This is a genomic window from Pseudohalocynthiibacter sp. F2068 (genome assembly GCF_023015645.1).
GTDB lineage: Bacteria > Pseudomonadota > Alphaproteobacteria > Rhodobacterales > Rhodobacteraceae > Pseudohalocynthiibacter > Pseudohalocynthiibacter aestuariivivens.
Window position 1 is genome coordinate 18,943 of sequence record NZ_JALKAK010000005.1, and the last position, 16,439, is coordinate 35,381.

The 16,439-nt window shown below is 54.5% G+C and carries 16 protein-coding genes; 9 read left to right on the forward strand and 7 right to left on the reverse strand.

Annotation, left to right across the window (positions count from 1 at the left end; genetic code table 11):
* Position 1: 1 nt before the first annotated feature.
* Positions 2-982, reverse strand: a complete 981-nt coding sequence (ubiA, locus tag MWU63_RS07520) for a 4-hydroxybenzoate octaprenyltransferase (RefSeq protein ID WP_246531707.1) — start codon at positions 980-982, stop codon at positions 2-4.
* Between the two features lie 12 nt (positions 983-994).
* Here ubiA and MWU63_RS07525 point away from each other — a divergent pair, with 12 nt between their 5' ends.
* The 3 genes from MWU63_RS07525 to MWU63_RS07535 all read left to right on the forward strand — a co-directional run bounded on the left by MWU63_RS07525 (position 995) and on the right by MWU63_RS07535 (position 3,680).
* Positions 995-1,720, forward strand: coding sequence for a 16S rRNA (uracil(1498)-N(3))-methyltransferase (locus tag MWU63_RS07525; RefSeq protein WP_213889419.1), 726 nt, complete (start codon positions 995-997; stop codon positions 1,718-1,720).
* The gene (locus tag MWU63_RS07530) at positions 1,717-2,232 is read left to right on the forward strand and encodes a hypothetical protein (RefSeq protein WP_213889418.1); all 516 of its coding nucleotides are present in this window, start codon (positions 1,717-1,719) and stop codon (positions 2,230-2,232) included. The genes MWU63_RS07525 and MWU63_RS07530 overlap by 4 nt, the downstream gene beginning before the upstream one ends.
* A gap of 77 nt (positions 2,233-2,309) precedes the next feature.
* Positions 2,310-3,680 (forward strand): glutamate--cysteine ligase, encoded by a 1,371-nt coding sequence (locus MWU63_RS07535; RefSeq protein WP_213889416.1) that lies wholly within the window; start codon positions 2,310-2,312, stop codon positions 3,678-3,680.
* A gap of 14 nt (positions 3,681-3,694) precedes the next feature.
* On the opposite strand, the gene MWU63_RS07540 is transcribed toward MWU63_RS07535, so the two are convergent.
* Genes MWU63_RS07540 through MWU63_RS07555 form a run of 4 tightly spaced genes read right to left on the reverse strand, consistent with a single transcriptional unit; the run spans position 3,695 to position 6,813 of the window.
* Complete coding sequence (locus MWU63_RS07540; RefSeq protein ID WP_213889415.1) at positions 3,695-3,955, reverse strand: hypothetical protein; 261 nt, start codon at positions 3,953-3,955, stop codon at positions 3,695-3,697.
* 3 nt (positions 3,956-3,958) lie between these two features.
* Positions 3,959-4,567 carry a glycerol-3-phosphate 1-O-acyltransferase PlsY gene (plsY, locus tag MWU63_RS07545; RefSeq protein ID WP_213889414.1) on the reverse strand — a complete coding sequence of 203 codons (609 nt, stop codon included), beginning with the start codon at positions 4,565-4,567 and terminating at the stop codon, positions 3,959-3,961.
* A gap of 3 nt (positions 4,568-4,570) precedes the next feature.
* A complete protein-coding gene (pyrC, locus tag MWU63_RS07550) occupies positions 4,571-5,863 on the reverse strand; it encodes a dihydroorotase (protein WP_213889413.1) in 1,293 nt (430 codons plus the stop codon).
* The gene (locus tag MWU63_RS07555; protein ID WP_213889412.1) at positions 5,860-6,813 is read right to left on the reverse strand and encodes an aspartate carbamoyltransferase catalytic subunit; all 954 of its coding nucleotides are present in this window, start codon (positions 6,811-6,813) and stop codon (positions 5,860-5,862) included. The genes pyrC and MWU63_RS07555 overlap by 4 nt, the downstream gene beginning before the upstream one ends.
* A gap of 161 nt (positions 6,814-6,974) precedes the next feature.
* On the opposite strand from MWU63_RS07555, the gene MWU63_RS07560 reads away from it, so the two are divergent.
* From MWU63_RS07560 to MWU63_RS07580, 5 genes are all read left to right on the forward strand, one after another.
* Positions 6,975-7,760 carry a uracil-DNA glycosylase gene (locus MWU63_RS07560; RefSeq protein WP_247077449.1) on the forward strand — a complete coding sequence of 262 codons (786 nt, stop codon included), beginning with the start codon at positions 6,975-6,977 and terminating at the stop codon, positions 7,758-7,760.
* Positions 7,753-8,367 carry a LysE family translocator gene (locus MWU63_RS07565; RefSeq protein ID WP_213889409.1) on the forward strand — a complete coding sequence of 205 codons (615 nt, stop codon included), beginning with the start codon at positions 7,753-7,755 and terminating at the stop codon, positions 8,365-8,367. The genes MWU63_RS07560 and MWU63_RS07565 overlap by 8 nt, the downstream gene beginning before the upstream one ends.
* 8 nt (positions 8,368-8,375) lie before the next feature.
* Positions 8,376-8,909 carry a molybdenum cofactor biosynthesis protein B gene (gene moaB / locus MWU63_RS07570; RefSeq protein ID WP_213889407.1) on the forward strand — a complete coding sequence of 178 codons (534 nt, stop codon included), beginning with the start codon at positions 8,376-8,378 and terminating at the stop codon, positions 8,907-8,909.
* Between the two features lie 81 nt (positions 8,910-8,990).
* Positions 8,991-10,448, forward strand: coding sequence for an efflux transporter periplasmic adaptor subunit (locus tag MWU63_RS07575; RefSeq protein WP_213889405.1), 1,458 nt, complete (start codon positions 8,991-8,993; stop codon positions 10,446-10,448).
* Between the two features lies 1 nt (position 10,449).
* On the forward strand, positions 10,450-13,854 hold the full coding sequence (locus tag MWU63_RS07580) for an efflux RND transporter permease subunit (protein WP_247077451.1): 3,405 nt from the start codon (positions 10,450-10,452) through the stop codon (positions 13,852-13,854).
* On the opposite strand, the gene MWU63_RS07585 is transcribed toward MWU63_RS07580, so the two are convergent.
* Positions 13,851-14,651 (reverse strand): protein-disulfide reductase DsbD domain-containing protein, encoded by an 801-nt coding sequence (locus MWU63_RS07585; protein ID WP_213889401.1) that lies wholly within the window; start codon positions 14,649-14,651, stop codon positions 13,851-13,853. The two genes, MWU63_RS07580 and MWU63_RS07585, sit on opposite strands and share 4 nt — an antisense overlap.
* A gap of 147 nt (positions 14,652-14,798) precedes the next feature.
* Between MWU63_RS07585 and MWU63_RS07590 the strand changes: the two genes are divergently transcribed.
* Positions 14,799-15,356, forward strand: a complete 558-nt coding sequence (locus tag MWU63_RS07590) for a YqgE/AlgH family protein (RefSeq protein WP_213889397.1) — start codon at positions 14,799-14,801, stop codon at positions 15,354-15,356.
* A gap of 66 nt (positions 15,357-15,422) precedes the next feature.
* Here the strand turns inward: MWU63_RS07590 and MWU63_RS07595 are convergent, their stop codons facing one another.
* The gene (locus tag MWU63_RS07595) at positions 15,423-16,367 is read right to left on the reverse strand and encodes an L-threonylcarbamoyladenylate synthase (protein ID WP_213889459.1); all 945 of its coding nucleotides are present in this window, start codon (positions 16,365-16,367) and stop codon (positions 15,423-15,425) included.
* Between the last annotated feature and the right edge of the window lie 72 nt (positions 16,368-16,439).

Sequence of the window (16,439 nt, forward strand, 5' to 3'; positions counted from 1 at the left end):
ATCACACCACGAGGGCTACGGCGAAAAATAGTACAGGAATGAGGCCCGTATTTCGGTTGGCGCGAAAAAGACGAAGACAATTTTCGGGTTGATCGATGTCAAGATGGCGCATTTGCCATACAAGATGCCATCCAAAGGCCCAGGGACCGCCAAGCGCGATGACAAGTTTCAAGACGTTTGCCTGCTCGGTCATGGCAAGAAGAATCGCGAGTGCCATCAATGCGACAGAGATCATCATAAACCAGCGCAGCCAGCGACGCGTATTCTCCCCGAAAAGGCGCGCGGTGGATTTTACCCCGATCATGGCGTCATCTTCTTTGTCTTGGTGGGCGTAAATCGTGTCGTAAAACAGGGTCCAGGCAATGCCAGCGGCATAAAGGCAGACTGCGGGCCATTCCAATTGCCCCCGATGCGCTGTCCACGCAAGAAGAGCGCCCCAGTTGAACGCAAGGCCCAGAAAGACCTGCGGCCACCATGTAAAGCGTTTTGCGAATGGATAGATTGCAACAAGAACCAGAGACGCAATGCCAAGTTTGATGGCTGCCCAGTTAAACGTGAAAAGAATTGCGGCGCCAACAAGCGCCTGAAACGACATCCAAATCAGCGCCTGCTTAACAGATACCTGCCCTGATGGCAGCGGGCGAGACCGCGTGCGCTCAACCTGAGCATCAAACTTGCGGTCAGTAATATCATTCCAGGTGCAGCCAGCGCCCCGCATCACCAATGCGCCGATGGCACAGCCAACGGCAATCCAGAGATCATGTAACCCTGGGCTATCGCTTGCTGCCGCTAGCGTGACGCCCCACCAGCATGGCAAAAGCAAGAGCCAAGTGCCAATTGGCCGGTCTGCACGCGACAGACGCAGATAGGGCCGGGACCATGCCGGTGCCATGGTATCCACCCAATTGCCGCGATAGGCATCTGCAACCTGACCGGTGTCTGTATCTGTTTGTGGCTCTGGCGTTTCTGAAAACTCGGGCATAAGGTCCGCCTCATGACAGGTGCAAAGATCAGGCTCTATGTAGACGAGGCATTGGGGGAGGGGCAAACCATTCCTCTGACCCAACCACAGGCGCATTACCTTTTTGGGGTGATGCGGCTTGCTGTTGGGGGTGCCGTCGCTTTGTTTAACGGCCGTGACGGTGAGTATCTCGCGCATGTCGTCGAGGCCGGAAAACGCCGTGGCGTGTTAAAATGCGCAGAGCAGACGAAGCCGCTGCAAATGCCGCCTGATCTCTGGCTTTTGTTCGCGCCGATCAAAAAGGCGCGCACCGACTTCATCGTTGAAAAAGCGGCAGAAATGGGGGTGTCGAAGATTTGCCCGGTACAGACACAATTCACGAATTCCGAACGCGTGCGGCGGGATCGTCTGCAAGCCCATGCGGTTGAGGCGGCGGAACAATGCGGCGGTACATTTGTGCCCGGGGTTGCGGAGCTGCAAAAACTGGATTCGGTTCTGTCCAACTGGCCGGAAGACCGAAAACTTGTTTTCTGCGATGAATCCCTTGTTGGTGCGAGAGAAGTGCTGAGTGCCGTAGAATGTGAAAAATGGGCGATTCTGATTGGCCCCGAAGGTGGCTTTTCGGAAAAAGAACGTGCTCGGCTGAACAGCCTGCCATTTGTCGTTCCGATCAGCCTGGGTCCGCGTGTTTTGAGGGCAGACACCGCCGCGGTCGCGGCGCTTGCGCTGTGGCAATCTACACTTGGAGACTGGAAATGAACTTCATTCGCCCAGAAGCTCGAGCCTTGCTTTGGCAATGGCGTGACGTACTCATCGGGCTTGCTGTATTTGCGCTTGGACTGTGGGTTTTCCTGCGGAGTTTTGGTGTATTGGCGTGGCTTGGGGCTGCGGCGGCTATCGTAGGGGTGTTACTGGTTTTAACAGGCGCGATCAGGGTGCGATTTCGCGTTCCACACGGTGGGCCTGGTGTTGTCGAAATCATAGAGAGGCGTATGACCTACTTTGGCCCGGAAGGTGGCCGGAGCTTTTCATTTGATGAGGTTAAAAAAATCGAGATCGAAACAACTGAAGGCGGCCCTTCCTTTGACGACCTGTTCTGGATTTTCCATTTGGAAGGCAATCCACCTGTGCGCATTCCTGCCTCTGCTGCAGAAGGCGAGGAAATCATAGATGCGCTTTCTGCGTTTTCTGGGGTAAATTCAAAAAATGTTGTCGACGCCTGCCTTACAACAACTCGTGAACGGTTTCTTGTTTGGGAAAAAGGTGATTGAACCTCCCCGCGTGAAAGTCTAGCGCTAGGGAACTGAATCGCGCCCTTTGCGGCCGACGAAATGGAAGGAAACTGCCCATGTCGATCCCTCAATCCGGTGGTGGCCCAATTGAGAGCCACGAACAGCTTGCAGAGTTGTTGTCTAAAGGGTGCAAACCGAAAGAAGACTGGCGAATTGGCACCGAGCACGAAAAATTCGGCTATTGCAAAGATACACTGAAACCACTGCCATACGAAGGCCAGCGTTCCATCCTGGCTGTTCTTGAAGGGTTGCGTGATAGCTTTGGCTGGGCACCGGTTCTGGAAGGTGACAAGCTGATTGGCCTTGAGAAGAACGGCGCAAATGTTTCACTGGAGCCGGGTGGCCAGTTGGAATTGTCCGGTGCACCACTTGAGACGATTCATGAAACCTGTGACGAGGTGAACGCTCATCTTCGTGACGTGAAAGCGATTTCAGACAAGGTTGGCGTTGGGTTTATTGGCCTCGGTGCTGCACCGACCTGGACACATGAAGAAATGCCACAGATGCCCAAAGGGCGTTACAAGCTGATGACGGAATACATGGGCCGTGTCGGCACCCACGGAACACAGATGATGTACAGAACCTGTACCGTGCAGGTGAACCTCGATTTTTCATCTGAAGCGGACATGGTTCAGAAATTACGCGTGGCACTGGCGTTGCAGCCTGTTGCAACCGCCTTGTTTGCCAATTCACCGTTCTTTGAAGGCAAGCCCAATGGCCACAAAAGCTGGCGTAGCCGTGTGTGGCGCGGGCTTGATAATGCGCGCACCGGCATGCTGCCCTTTGTTTTTGAGGATGGCATGGGGTTTGAGCGCTGGGTGCAATATGCGCTCGATGTGCCGATGTATTTCGTCTATCGCGACGGGAAATATATTGACGCGCTGGGCCAGTCTTTCCGGGATTTTCTGCAAGGCAAACTTCCGGCTCTTCCCGGCGAAACCCCAACGCTTAGCGATTGGGCGGATCATCTGACAACGGCCTTTCCAGAGGCGCGTGTGAAACAGTTCATCGAAATGCGCGGTGCGGATGGTGGCCCTTGGCGCAGGCTGTGCGCTCTTCCGGCATTCTGGGTTGGTCTGTTGTACGACCAATCCTCGCTTGATGCGGCCTGGGATATGGTCAAAGGCTGGGACGCGGAAACCCGTGAAGGGCTGCGCATTGCGGCCTCGGAAGATGCACTTCAGGCAGAGGTCAATGGTCTTAAAATGCAGGATCTCGCTGCACAGGCGGTCGAAATCGCAGAGGCTGGGTTAAAAGCACGCGCACGCCCCGGTGCTGACGGGCTGATCCCGGATGAGACACATTTCCTCAACGCGCTTAAAGACAGTATTGAAACCGGGCAGACCCCGGCTGATGAGTTGTTAGAAAAATACCACGGAGCCTGGGGTGGTGACCTGAACCGAATTTTTGCAGAATACAGCTACTAACACGGCTTGGGGTTTCATTTTGAAACGATGACATCCCTGACAAATGATATTACTTTTTCCTCTGGCATTTCGCAGGGCTTTAGCAGCGATTTTCCAGAGGATAGTTGATATAGGTTGAGGCTAATATAGTCCGGGCCACCCAATTCTTCTGCAATAAGTTTTTGGCTGCGTCCCCCGGCAAATCGCGATTTCGTCAGAACATAGGGACGGTTCTGATAACGCCCCTGATGGGTGCCGAACGGCAGCGCATCAAACGCAGCAAGAAACGCCTTCATGGCCTAGCTCTTATGGCCTATTCTGGGTTCGGTCCCTGCACGCAGACGTTTGATGTTTGCCCAGTGGCGCGCGTAAACCAGAATGGACAACAGAAGACCCAACAGGATGGCTTGGCCGTAGAAAAAATACATCATCCAGAAAGGTGATATGCCCGCAGCCAGAAGCGCGGCGAGCGAGGAATAACGAAACACCAAAGCCACGACCAGCCATGTGGCACAGCAGGCCAAACCCACAAAGAAGTTAAGCGCAAGCAGTATACCAAGGAATGTCGCTACGCCTTTGCCACCTTTAAAACCCAACCAGACCGGGAACAAGTGGCCGAGAAAGGCGCAGACCCCGGCGAGTTGTGCAGCGTCCTCGCCCAGCAGCGCACGCGCGACCAGCACGGCAACAGCACCTTTACCAGCATCAAATACAAGCGTCAGAAACGCGGCGAGCTTGTTACCTGTGCGCAGCACGTTTGTTGCGCCAATATTGCCAGACCCAATGTCGCGCAGATTGCCCAGCCCCATGACGCGGGCAACCACCATGCCGAAAGGAACAGAGCCAAGCAAATAGCCAAGCACACCAGCGAGGATGAGCATTTGAAGGGAATTTACAATCGCTGGCATAGCCTAGGCTCCAAAAACTTCGATACCGCCGACAAAGGTTTTTAATACTTTGCCCTGCATCCGCTGTTCGTCAAAGGGTGTATTCTTTGATTTCGAACGCAGTTTGAAACGATCCAGCACAAAAGGTGTGTTTGGGTCAAACAAAACAAGGTCTGCGGGCGCTCCAACCGCCAGACGTCCGGCATCAAGCCCAAGACGGCGCGCCGGGTTCAGCGACAACGCGCGCCAAAGTGTCGGCAAATCGATCGCACCCGCATGCACAAGCCGGAGTGCTGCAGGCAACAAGGTTTCCAGCGCAACGGCACCACTTGCTGCTTCTTCATAGGGCAGGCGTTTGCTTTCCTCGTCCTGCGGTGTGTGGAAGGATGAGATCACGTCGATCAACCCACTGGCAACGGCAGCGACGGTTGCAAACCGGTCATCTTCGGATCGAAGTGGCGGTTTAACCTTAAAGAAACTACGGTAGTCACCCACGTCGAATTCATTCAGTGTCAGGTGGTGAATTGACACGCCAGCGGTAACATCAAGACCTGCGTCCTTGGCGCGTTGCAACGCGGGCAGGGCGCCTGCGGTTGAAATGCAGTCAGCGTGGTAACGCGCGCCCGTCATTTCAACCAATGCAAGGTCACGCTCCAGCCCCATGCGTTCCGCCATAGGTGACACGGCAGGCAATCCTTTGAGTGAGGCGAATTTACCGGATGTAACAGCCGCCCCTTTAGACAGTCCGGGGTCTTGCGGATGCGCCATCACCAAGGCACCAAGGCTGCGCGCATAAGTCAGACAGCGTGAAAACACCTTTGGGCTTTCGACAACACGGTCACAATCGGTAAAGGCAACGGCACCAGCGTCGTGCAGGAAACCGATTTCGACCATCTCGCGGCCTTCACGTCCTTTGGTGAGCGCTGCCATGGGAAGGATATGAACCGGGGCGGCTTCGTTCGCGCGCCGTGCAACGAATTCAAGCGCTTCGGGTGTATCAAGCGCCGGGGTTGTATCGGGGCGCGTGATCATCGTTGTTATGCCACCTGCCGCCGCCGCCGCACCAGCCGTGCGGAAACTTTCCTTGTGCCGTTCACCCGGCTCGCCAATTTTAACGCCAATGTCGACGATACCGGGAGCAAGATATTGACCGCCGCAGTCCGCAACCTTCCCGGCAGGGAAGTTTTTAATAGCTTTTTCAATATCTTGCGTTAAGATTTCGGCAATCTTTCCTTCCGAAATCTTAATAGCACCGAAAGTTTCGGTGCCCGCTTCCGGGTCAATCAGGCGGGCGTTGGTGAGGAAAAGGTCGCTCATACCATCACCCCCTCATCACTGCTTGCCCGCAGATTTCGGGCCAAAAGGTCCATCGCAGCCATCCGCACTGCTACCCCCATTTCAACCTGGTCCTGAATAACGCTTCGGTTGATGTCATCGGCCAGTAGGCCGTCAATCTCTACTCCGCGGTTCATCGGGCCGGGGTGCATGACGATGGCGTCTTGCTTTGCGTAGCTCAGCTTTTCCGCGTCGAGTCCGAAGCGATGATAATACTCGCGCTCTGACGGGATAAACCCACCATCCATGCGCTCGCGCTGCAGGCGCAGCATCATCACGACATCAACGTCTTTTAACCCCTCGCGCATGTCGTCGAAAACTTCGACACCCAGTTCCGCGATTTGTGATGGCATGAGCGTTGGCGGGCCGACGAGGCGTACCCGGTTTTCCATTTTGCCAAGCAGGATCAGGTTTGAACGCGCCACGCGGGAATGGGCGATATCCCCGCAAATCGCGATGCTGAGGCGATGCAGGCGGCCCTTTTTGCGCCTGATGGTCAGCGCATCAAGCAGGGCTTGTGTCGGGTGTTCATGCCGTCCGTCGCCTGCATTTAACACCGCACAGTTCACCTTGGAGGCAAGCAATTCCACAGCGCCGGAATGGGGGTGGCGCACAACCAGCAGATCGGGGTGCATTGCGTTCAGTGTCAGGGCCGTATCGATCAGGGTTTCGCCCTTTTTGACCGAACTCGCCTGCATCGCCATGTTCATAACATCTGCACCCAGCCGTTTCCCGGCCAGCTCAAACGACGCCTGCGTGCGCGTCGAGTTCTCAAAAAACATGTTGATTTGGGTGAGGCCCGCCAGCGCGTCAGAGTGTTTGACCTGTCGCCTGTTCAGATCGACGTATTCGTCGGATAGATTCAGGATCGTTTCAATTTCTTCGGGCGATAGTTGCTCGATGCTTAAAAGATGCTTCGCACGAAAACTCATGGCGACCTCTGTCTGATTTGTTTGCTTATAGGGTGTGCATGCTTGGCGAGGCAAGAGTGTGCGAGCCTCATTGCCGCGAACCGCTCAAATCACGCTCAAATGAACGTTTCAAAGCGCGTTGTGCGGTTTCGTTTCCCGCAATCATGCTCTAGCGTGGCGCAATGAACGAGACTCAGGACTTTCATCATCTAAAGGCGATGCTGGAATGGCAGGTTGAACTTGGTGCGACCGAGGCAATTGGCGACGTTCCGGTGAACCGCTATGAGGTTCCGGCTGAAGCGCCGAAACCCAAAGCAACCGAAGAGGTTGCGCCTGCGCCTGTTTTAGAAGCGCCTAACCCTGTTGAAATAGCAAAAGCCGCGGCGATGCGGGCGACCGATTTGCCTGAACTGAGAACCGAAATCGACGCATTTGAATTTTGCGAGTTGAAGCGCGGTGCGCGTAATCTTGTATTTGCCGACGGTAATCCGGCTGCGCGGGTCATGATTGTTGGCGAGGCGCCGGGGCGCGACGAGGACCTGCAAGGTCGACCATTTGTTGGCCGTTCCGGTCAGTTGCTCGACCGGATGTTTGCAGCGATCAACATGGCGCGCGATGCGAAAGAACCCGAATCTTCGGTCTACATCACCAATGTCTTGCCTTGGCGTCCGCCGCAAGACCGTGACCCGACACCAGAGGAGATCGCAATGATGCGCCCGTTTCTGGAACGTCACATTGCGCTGGTGAACCCGGAGTTTCTGGTTTTGACCGGGAACATTTCATCCAAAACCTTGTTAGGGAAGACAGGCATAACCCGCTTGCGCGGGATATGGACAGAGGTGTTTGGCATACCGGTATTGCCAATGGTTCACCCGTCCTATCTGTTACGCAAGCCCGAAGCGAAACGCGAAGCATGGGCCGACCTTTTGTCTTTGCAGGCGCGCTTGCGAGGTGATGTAGATGGTTGAGTTCACAACGCTTCTTGCGTTTATCCCGGCTGCGCTCGCATTGAACCTGACACCCGGTGCGGACATGATGTTTTGTGTCGGTCAGGGTTTGCGGGGGGGCGTGCGTGCTGCCACATCGGCGAGCTTTGGTATTTCAATCGGATCATTTGTACACGTGACGCTGGCGGGTATTGGGCTTGGCGCTTTGGTTTCTGCCTATCCCGCAGTTTTTGACGTAATTCGCTGGATGGGAATAACCTATCTTGTGTGGCTTGCCATAAAGGTGTTGCGAAGCCCGCTTGAGGCTAACGGCGCACCCGCAGTTTCAGCAAAACGTGCGTTTTGGGATGGGCTGCTCGTGAATTTGACAAACCCAAAAGTGATCTTGTTTGTATTGGCGTTCATCCCGCAGTTTGTTGATCCCTCACGCGGAAGCATTTTAGCCCAATTCCTTGTTTTCGGGGCGGTTCTTGGCCTTGGAGGCTTTGTAATCAACGCCTTAGCTGGTATATTCGCGGGTGGCCTTGGCGGGCGTATAACTGGCGCTGTTGGTTTTCAGCGTGGGTTGCGCTGGGTTTCTGCAACAGTTTTTGGTGCGCTTGCCGTACGGCTGGCGCTTGAGAAGTAGAGAAAAGAATGACAACCGAAAAAGAATTTATCCCGGTCCGGATCGCCGTACTTACAGTCTCCGATAGTCGTGGTTTGGCAGAGGACAGATCTGGTGATGTTCTGGTCGGACGGATATCCGGTGCCGGGCATGAGCTTGCGGACCGCAAGATACTTCCGGATGAGCGGCATCAGATAGCCGACCAACTGCGCGAATGGTGTGCAAACCCTGAAATCGATGTTGTTATTTCAACAGGGGGAACCGGTTTGACAGGGCGCGATGTGAGTGTCGAAGCACATCGGGACGTCTACGAGAAAGAGATTGAGGCCTTTGCTACCGTTTTCACCATGGTGTCTTACAAAAAGATAGGCACGTCTGCCGTTCAGTCACGCGCAACAGGCGGCGTAGCGCAGGGCACATACCTATTTGCATTGCCTGGCAGTCCGGGTGCCTGCAAGGATGCCTGGGACGAAATTTTGGCCGCGCAGCTCGATTATCGCCATGCTCCGTGTAATTTTGTGGAAATTTTTCCAAGATTAGAGGAACATAAGCGACGGAAATAGCTGCCTGGTACGTAATACAATTATGAGCCAAAGGCAGAATTTTTGCGTATACTCTAAGTAAACCGGTCTGAAAGGACAGCTATGCGGTTTTTGGCACGTAGTCTTATGGGGCTGTTCCTTCTGTCTGTGACAGTGGGATTTTTGGCGATGGCCGGTGCCATGTTTTACAATGCGCTTCTGATTTCATGGGCCGAAGACGATTTCACGATGCCAAACCGTGAGCGCATTTTTGCAGCAAATGTCGTTAGATATGAACCCGGCAACATCGCACCGGTCCTGACAGCATTTGGGGAAGTGCGCAGCCGCCGGACCCTGGATTTGAGAGCAACTGCGTCCGGCACCATCGTAGAGCTGACAGAGAATTTTGTTGAGGGTGGCCGTGTAGAAAAAGGCGCCTTGCTGGCCCGGATTGATCCGAGCGAAGCGCAATCTGAGTTGCAGCGTGCGCAAACCGACGTCTTAGAAGCTGAAGCCGAGGTGCGCGATGCAGCTCGTTCCTATGATCTTGCCGTGAATGAACAGGAAACAGCGGAGGCGCAACTGGTTTTGCGTCAAAATGCTTTGGCACGCCAGCGTGATTTGCGCGGTCGTGGTGTAGGAACCGAGGCTTCGGTTGAGGCTGCCGAACTCGCAGAGGCAGTGGCGCAGCAATCTTTGCTGTCCCGGCGTCAGGCCATTGCGCAGGCAGAGGCGAGGATAGATCAGGCAGATACGGAGCTGCGCCGGCAAAAAATTAATCTCGCGGATGCGGAGCGCGAACTTGCAGATACCGAAATTTTCGCAGAGTTCTCAGGTACACTGGGGGACGTCAGCGTTGTTCAGGGTGGACTTGTTGCAAACAACGAACGCATAGCACGATTGACGGACCCGGACCTGCTGGAGGTGTCTTTCCGTGTTTCGACCACTCAATACACGAGACTTCTCGATAGTCTGGGAGCATTGAACCGCGCTCCTGTAGAAGTATTGCTGGATGTGTATGGGGTCGATCTTTCGACCTCTGGTGTGATCTCACGTGAAAGCGCATCCGTGGGGGAAGGTCAGACCGGGCGACTTTTGTTCGCGCACCTAAAAGACGCGCGGGGCTTCAGGCCCGGTGACTTTGTAACAGTCAAGGTTCGGGAGCCTGAATTGATTGATGTCGCGTTGCTGCCGTCCTCTGCTGTGGATTCCGCTGAAACCGTGTTGCTGATAGGCCCAGAAGACAGGCTTGAAGTAGCATCAGTCGAATTGCTACGACGACAGGGCGACGATGTGATTGTTCGTGGTGAAATGCTTGACGGTCGCGAACTCGTTGCAGAACGCTCACCCTTGCTTGGCGCGGGAATAAAAGTACGTCCAATCCGTAGTAACGGTTCTACCACTGCGCAGGAGCAGGAAATGCTCGAACTCAGTGAAGAGCGCCGCGCCCGGCTTGTCGCTTTTGTAACCGAAAGTGACCGGATGCCGGAAGAAGCTAAAACCCGGGTTCTAGGATTGCTTGCTCAGGAACGGGTTCCTGCCCAGGTTGTTGAACGCATCGAAGCGCGAATAGGGGGCTGAGATGGTGCGCGAAATCCCCCCGGCGGCGGCTGGGATACTCAGCTACTTTACCCGCCATCGGACAGCCGCAAATTTGTTGCTTGTACTGATGATCGGGTTGGGTCTGGCGGCAATGCCGCGGATGCGCGCACAGTTTTTTCCGGATGTGATCATTGATAACGTAAGCGTTTCGGTCGTCTGGACCGGAGCCGGAGCCGAAGATGTGGACGCTGCAATTGTGCAGGTTCTGGAGTCGGCTTTGCTGGCTGTCGAGGGCGTCGAAAGCTCTTCTGCGACATCAAGCGAAGGCCGGGCGAGTATTTCGCTCGATTTTGAACCGGAATGGGACATGGCGCGCGCCGCAGATGAGGTGCAAGCGGCGGTTGACGCAGTCGACACATTGCCGGAAGACGCAGAAGAACCAAAGGTCAGGCGCGGAGCATGGTGGGACAGGGTAACTGATGTTGTGATAACTGGTCCTGTTGCGGTGGATCAGTTGGGTCGGTTCGCGGATGAATTTGTCACCCGGTTGTTTGCCGAGGGTGTGACGCGGACCACCATCAGAGGTGTGGCAGCCCCGCAAACGATTGTAGAAGTGCCTTCTGCGGCGTTGATCAAGAACGATGTCACAATGGCAGAAATCGCGGCGACGATTAACGCAGAGGTTTCTTCCGATCCCGCAGGAGACGTATCTGGCGCAAATGCGCGTGTGCGGACGGGCATAGAAAAAAGGCGTGCGGATCAGATTTCAGCCATATCTTTGCGCTCCAACCCTGATGGGTCGCATCTTACGGTCGGGGATGTTGGCCGTGTTATTGTTGAAGGGATTGACCGGGACAGGGCCTATTACGTTGGTGCCAACCCGGCAATTTCGGTGCGTGTTGATCGGTCGGGACAGGGCGATGCCATCCGAATTCAGAAACAGGTGGAAGAGGTTGCCGCCGACTTGCGTGCAACCCTGCCGGAAAACGTTTCAATAGATTTGATCCGAACACGTGCAGCGGCGATAACGAGTCGCCTGAATTTGCTGCTTGATAACGGGCTTGTCGGGCTGGGGCTTGTGGTTGCTTTGCTGTTTCTGTTCCTGAACGCGCGCACAGCATTTTGGGTTGCGGCTGGCATTCCGGTTTCAATGCTGGCGACGATCGCGCTGATGTATGCTTTTGGATTGACGATCAACATGGTTTCGCTGTTTGCGTTGATTATCACATTGGGGATTGTGGTGGATGACGCCATTGTTGTTGGCGAACACGCAGATTTTCGCGCGCGGCGGCTTGGAGAAGGACCTGTTGAAGCGGCTGAAAATGCGGCGCGCCGCATGGCTGCTCCGGTGTTTTCAGCAACAATTACGACTGTGATTGCGTTTTTCGGACTGGTTGCAATTGGCGGGCGGTTTGGGGACCTGATTGCCGATATTCCGTTTACCGTGATTGTTGTGTTGCTTGCTTCGCTCGTGGAATGTTTTCTGGTTTTACCAAACCATATGAGCCATGCGCTGGCCCATTCAGCAAAACAACATTGGTATGACTGGCCAAACCGCATTGTGAATCGGGGGTTTTCGAAGGTGCGCGACAAGCTGTTTCGCCCTCTGATGCGTTTTGTGGTTTGGGCGCGTTACCCGGTGTTCGCCGGGGTGTTGGTTGTCCTTTCCAGTCAGGTTTCGATTTTTGTTCGTGGTGATCTGCAATGGCGTTTTTTCAATGCGCCGGAACGTTCGTCTGTTTCCGGGAATTTTGCGATGGTGCCAGGCGCTAAGCGTGAGGACTCGCTCGCTATGATGCGCGAGATGCAGCGCGCAACCGAAGAAATTGGCAAGCTCTATGAAGAACAATACGGGGAGAACCCATTAAAATATGTTGTTGCGGAAATTGGCGGCAACACGGGACGCGGGCTGTCAGGGGCATCCGCGAAAGATCCGATTTTGTTGGGGTCGATCGCGATCGAATTGATCGACGCGGATCTGCGCCCCTATTCAGCCTTCAGTTTTGTCGCCGAATTGCAGGATCTGGTTCGCCAGCACCCTCTGGCAGAGACGGTTAGTTTCAGGCGCTGGCATTCTGGCCCCGGCGGCGATGCGCTTGATGTAGAGTTTTACGGCGCGGATTCGGCGACATTGAAGGCGGCAGCCGAGGCATTGAAAACTGCCCTTATTCCTTATCCGGAGGTATCAGCCGTTCAGGATTCACTGGCCTATGACAAAGAAGAACTGATCCTCGAGCTTACACCACAGGGTCAGGCTCTTGGGTTCACAATTGACGGGTTGGGGCGCGTGTTGCGCAATAGGCTGGGGGGGATTGAGGCCGCGACTTACCCCGATGGTCCACGCACCGCTGAAGTTCGGGTTGAATTACCCGAAGGCGAGTTGACCGCTGATTTTCTTGATCGCAGTCAAATGCGAACAGCTGAAGGAGAATATGTTCCCCTGTCGGATATTGTGACGGTCACAAGGCGCAGCGGTTTTTCAACGATACGCCGCGAGAATGGCCTCCGTCTGGTCTCAGTTACAGGAGATATTTCCGAGGACGACCCGGCGCGTGCCGAGGCGATCATGGCCGAACTGGAGAACGAGATACTGCCACGTATCGAAAGCGAATATCGCGTGTCGTTCAAAATGTCTGGTTTGGCCGAGCAGGAAAATGATTTTTTAAGTGATGCAGCATTTGGCTTTTTTCTCTGCCTGATCGGTATCTATCTCACGCTCGCCTGGATTTTTTCGAGCTGGACACGGCCTGTCGTTGTTATCGCAATCGTGCCTTTTGGGATGGTTGGTGCGATCTACGGACACGTCGCCTGGGAGGTGCCGCTATCAATGTTCAGCGTTGTCGGCCTGATTGGTATGACAGGTATCGTCATCAATGATTCCATCGTTCTGGTCACAACGATCGATGACTATGCAAAGGAACGGGGGCTCATTCCGGCGATTATCGATGGCACTGCAGATCGTTTACGCCCGGTTTTGTTGACCACAATGACAACGGTGCTCGGGCTGACACCATTGCTCTATGAGAGGTCCGTTCAGGCGCAGTTTCTGAAACCAACCGTTATAACGCTTGTCTACGGCCTGGGATTCGGGATGTTAATTGTGTTGTTGATTGTCCCTGCTTTGCTGGCCATGCAGTTGGACGTTACGCGTCAGTTAAACGGTTTTCGTCGTGCACTTAGCCTGCCCGCCCGTTCGGGCCGGGTTTGGCTGATTACAGCGCTGGCAGGTCTGGTAACTTTAGGGATTTTTGTTTTCACTTTAGGAACTGCCGCCTTCACGGGAACCTTGCCGAATGCATTGCTTGGCGCCTTGCCGGTTCTTCAAAATATATCAGCTCTCTCTGTCGGCTTTCTGCTTTTTGTAATTTCAACTGCGGCAATAGTAATATTCGCCTTTATATGCGGTGCTCTATTTTTACGCCTTGGTCGTTTGGAAAAGAGCTAGCCGCCATGGCAGCCCTGAATATCCACAGCGCGATCCGCCCCCAAAACCGTTATCCGCACGTCGGACCTGTTAAGCGAAAAAGGTTGCGCATTTGGTGGGACCATATCTGCGGATGCTTTTAGCTCACTGCCTGAGCGGTGTGCGCTCGCCTCGCTAATCCAGATCGTTTGATCCGGTAATTCGAACACCGCAACCTCATTGCGGCCAAGCGATGGCATAGTGATGCTCGCCGTCACGCGCAGCCCGTCTTCAATGGGTTCGACCTGACAAAGAACGGAACTGACCTGCGCTTGCACAGCGCTGGTTGGTTGTTGGTTTAGCGCAAGCCGAATGACCGGGTCGCTTTCTGTCAAATCATTTCCAAGTTCCGCATTCAGACGCAACGTTACCGGCACGCAAACAGATGCGCATACACCAAGTTCCACCTTGCCGCGTATCAGAATAGATGCGTTTGCGCGGTTCGGTGTGAACTCCAGTGGGATCACAACTTCATTAATGTATCCGATCGTGCGAAGCCCGTTCGTGTCAAACACGGATGGCCTTGGCCAGTGAAGCTCGACAGAACCAATGTTTCTTGAGCCGGTCCAGTCAAACCGTGGAGGAATCCCAGAATCTCCAGGTGCGCGCCAATAGGTTTTCCATCCTTCGGCAAGACGAACGCGCAGCGCGGTCATATGCGTGTTATTCTCCGTTCGCCACCCGGGCAACACATCAATCGTGACAACCCCATCTGCGACCTGCGCCGACGCTGGTACAGACAACGGTACCATGAAAACGCCAGCCAAGACCGCGTTCATGAGGAAATTCTTAATCATGCAAAGACAATAGACGAGCCACACGGGATAGAAAATCACATTTGGGAGATAGGTTGTGACTGTGGCGTTCTTGACCTTGCGAACAAGCCAAAGAGCGGCCATGCTTAAGCCATGGAAGCATCAGGCGACATGACGAATCTGAGCGGTAAGCTTCTGGTGGCCATGCCGGGCATGGGTGATACCAGATTCGAGAAATCTGTTGTATTTCTATGCGCACATTCTGACGCGGGGTCCATGGGGCTTATCGTAAACAAGCCGTCGGTTGAAATGAAGTTTGATGAACTTCTAAAACAGCTTTCGATCAATATCGTTCCCGGCATCGTTGTTCCCGACGTCCATTTTGGAGGCCCGGTTGAAATTGGCCGCGGCTTTGTGCTGCATTCTTCGGAATACGGAACAAAAGAAACGACGATGCAAATTGATGACTGTTTCGCAATGACAGCTACGTTGGATGTTCTGGAAGATCTTGCGCAAGGCCAAGGGCCAGAGCGTGTTCTTCTGGCGCTTGGATATGCTGGCTGGGGGCCGGGTCAGTTGGAGGCGGAAATTGGCCAAAACGGCTGGCTAACCTGTGATGCCAGTCCCGAAGTTGTTTTTGCCAAGAGCAATCGGAGCAAATGGGAAGCAGCGTTAAAAACGTTGGGAGTTGATCCCCTGCTTTTGTCGGCAACGGCCGGGCGGGCTTAAACTTAAGCGCTAGATCGTTCTACTAATAGCAAGGGCATTTTTAAGGCTAAGAGGTTTCATTGCCCTTTATGAGCGAGGTGCTGCTGCGCGGCGCAGGCGGTCATTAATTGCACGGCCAAGCCCGGTATCAGGAATGGTTGAGACTGCGATTGTCTTTGCGCCCATTGCGTCAAGTTGGTGAAGGTAGCCAAACAGGTTTGCAGCGGCTTCTACCATATCGTGGCTGGGTGAAAGGTTTAAATCAGCACCCTCGACCGACCCGAAACCAAGCAGCATTTCGCCCTCATTCTTAGTCGTTGCATTCAGGCGGACTCGCGCGTTTGGCGCGTAATGGGATGCAAGCTGTCCCGGTGCCGTGACCGGGTCAGTTTTCGAGATAAACCGCAGCGGCTTACCAAGGCAGGATTCGATGACTTCCATCGGTAACCCCCCTGCGCGCAGTAAGGTTGCGCCGCCCTCAAACCCAATGATTGTGGATTCAAGACCGACAGGGCAAGGGCCGTCATCCAGCACCGCCTCAATACGTCCGGTAAGCCCAGCCAGAACATGCGCCGCAGTCGTCGGGCTGATTTGGCCTGAACGGTTCGCTGAAGGCGCAGCAATAGGGCCACCGAACTCTTCAAGGAGCATTTGCGCAGCACGGTGTTCCGGTACACGCAGACCTATCGTGTTGAGCCCTGCAGAGGCGAGAGGAGACATGCCAGAGTTTTCGCGCAACGGAAGCACAAGTGTCAGAGGCCCCGGCCAAAATGCAGCGGCAAGTCGAAGAGCGATATCATCGAAATGCGCGAAAGCACGCGCCATCCGGATGTCAGCAACATGGGCAATCAACGGGTTGAAACTTGGCCTTCCCTTTGCTTGAAAAATCCGTGCAACAGCGCGGTTACTGCAGGCATCGGCCCCCAGACCGTAGACAGTTTCGGTTGGAAAGGCGACAAGCCCTCCGTTATGAAGGATCTCAGCCGCTTCTTTGAGGTCTGGCGGAGTTACGGAAAGAGTTTTGGTTTCGATCACTGTCTGCCCTGTGACGCTGCGTCAATGTTGCTGTACGGGGGCCGTCGTTTAACTTGGGCCGCGAAGAAT

What these genes read in the sequence shown, in the direction of transcription:
- ubiA (WP_246531707.1), bottom strand. Translation starts at nt 982, where the DNA reads ATGCCCGAGTTTTCAGAAACGCCAGAGCCACAAACAGATACAGACACC.
- MWU63_RS07525 (WP_213889419.1), top strand. Translation starts at nt 995, where the DNA reads ATGACAGGTGCAAAGATCAGGCTCTATGTAGACGAGGCATTGGGGGAG.
- MWU63_RS07530 (WP_213889418.1), top strand. Translation starts at nt 1,717, where the DNA reads ATGAACTTCATTCGCCCAGAAGCTCGAGCCTTGCTTTGGCAATGGCGT.
- MWU63_RS07535 (WP_213889416.1), top strand. Translation starts at nt 2,310, where the DNA reads ATGTCGATCCCTCAATCCGGTGGTGGCCCAATTGAGAGCCACGAACAG.
- MWU63_RS07540 (WP_213889415.1), bottom strand. Translation starts at nt 3,955, where the DNA reads ATGAAGGCGTTTCTTGCTGCGTTTGATGCGCTGCCGTTCGGCACCCAT.
- plsY (WP_213889414.1), bottom strand. Translation starts at nt 4,567, where the DNA reads ATGCCAGCGATTGTAAATTCCCTTCAAATGCTCATCCTCGCTGGTGTG.
- pyrC (WP_213889413.1), bottom strand. Translation starts at nt 5,863, where the DNA reads ATGAGCGACCTTTTCCTCACCAACGCCCGCCTGATTGACCCGGAAGCG.
- MWU63_RS07555 (WP_213889412.1), bottom strand. Translation starts at nt 6,813, where the DNA reads ATGAGTTTTCGTGCGAAGCATCTTTTAAGCATCGAGCAACTATCGCCC.
- MWU63_RS07560 (WP_247077449.1), top strand. Translation starts at nt 6,975, where the DNA reads ATGAACGAGACTCAGGACTTTCATCATCTAAAGGCGATGCTGGAATGG.
- MWU63_RS07565 (WP_213889409.1), top strand. Translation starts at nt 7,753, where the DNA reads ATGGTTGAGTTCACAACGCTTCTTGCGTTTATCCCGGCTGCGCTCGCA.
- moaB (WP_213889407.1), top strand. Translation starts at nt 8,376, where the DNA reads ATGACAACCGAAAAAGAATTTATCCCGGTCCGGATCGCCGTACTTACA.
- MWU63_RS07575 (WP_213889405.1), top strand. Translation starts at nt 8,991, where the DNA reads ATGCGGTTTTTGGCACGTAGTCTTATGGGGCTGTTCCTTCTGTCTGTG.
- MWU63_RS07580 (WP_247077451.1), top strand. Translation starts at nt 10,450, where the DNA reads ATGGTGCGCGAAATCCCCCCGGCGGCGGCTGGGATACTCAGCTACTTT.
- MWU63_RS07585 (WP_213889401.1), bottom strand. Translation starts at nt 14,651, where the DNA reads ATGAACGCGGTCTTGGCTGGCGTTTTCATGGTACCGTTGTCTGTACCA.
- MWU63_RS07590 (WP_213889397.1), top strand. Translation starts at nt 14,799, where the DNA reads ATGACGAATCTGAGCGGTAAGCTTCTGGTGGCCATGCCGGGCATGGGT.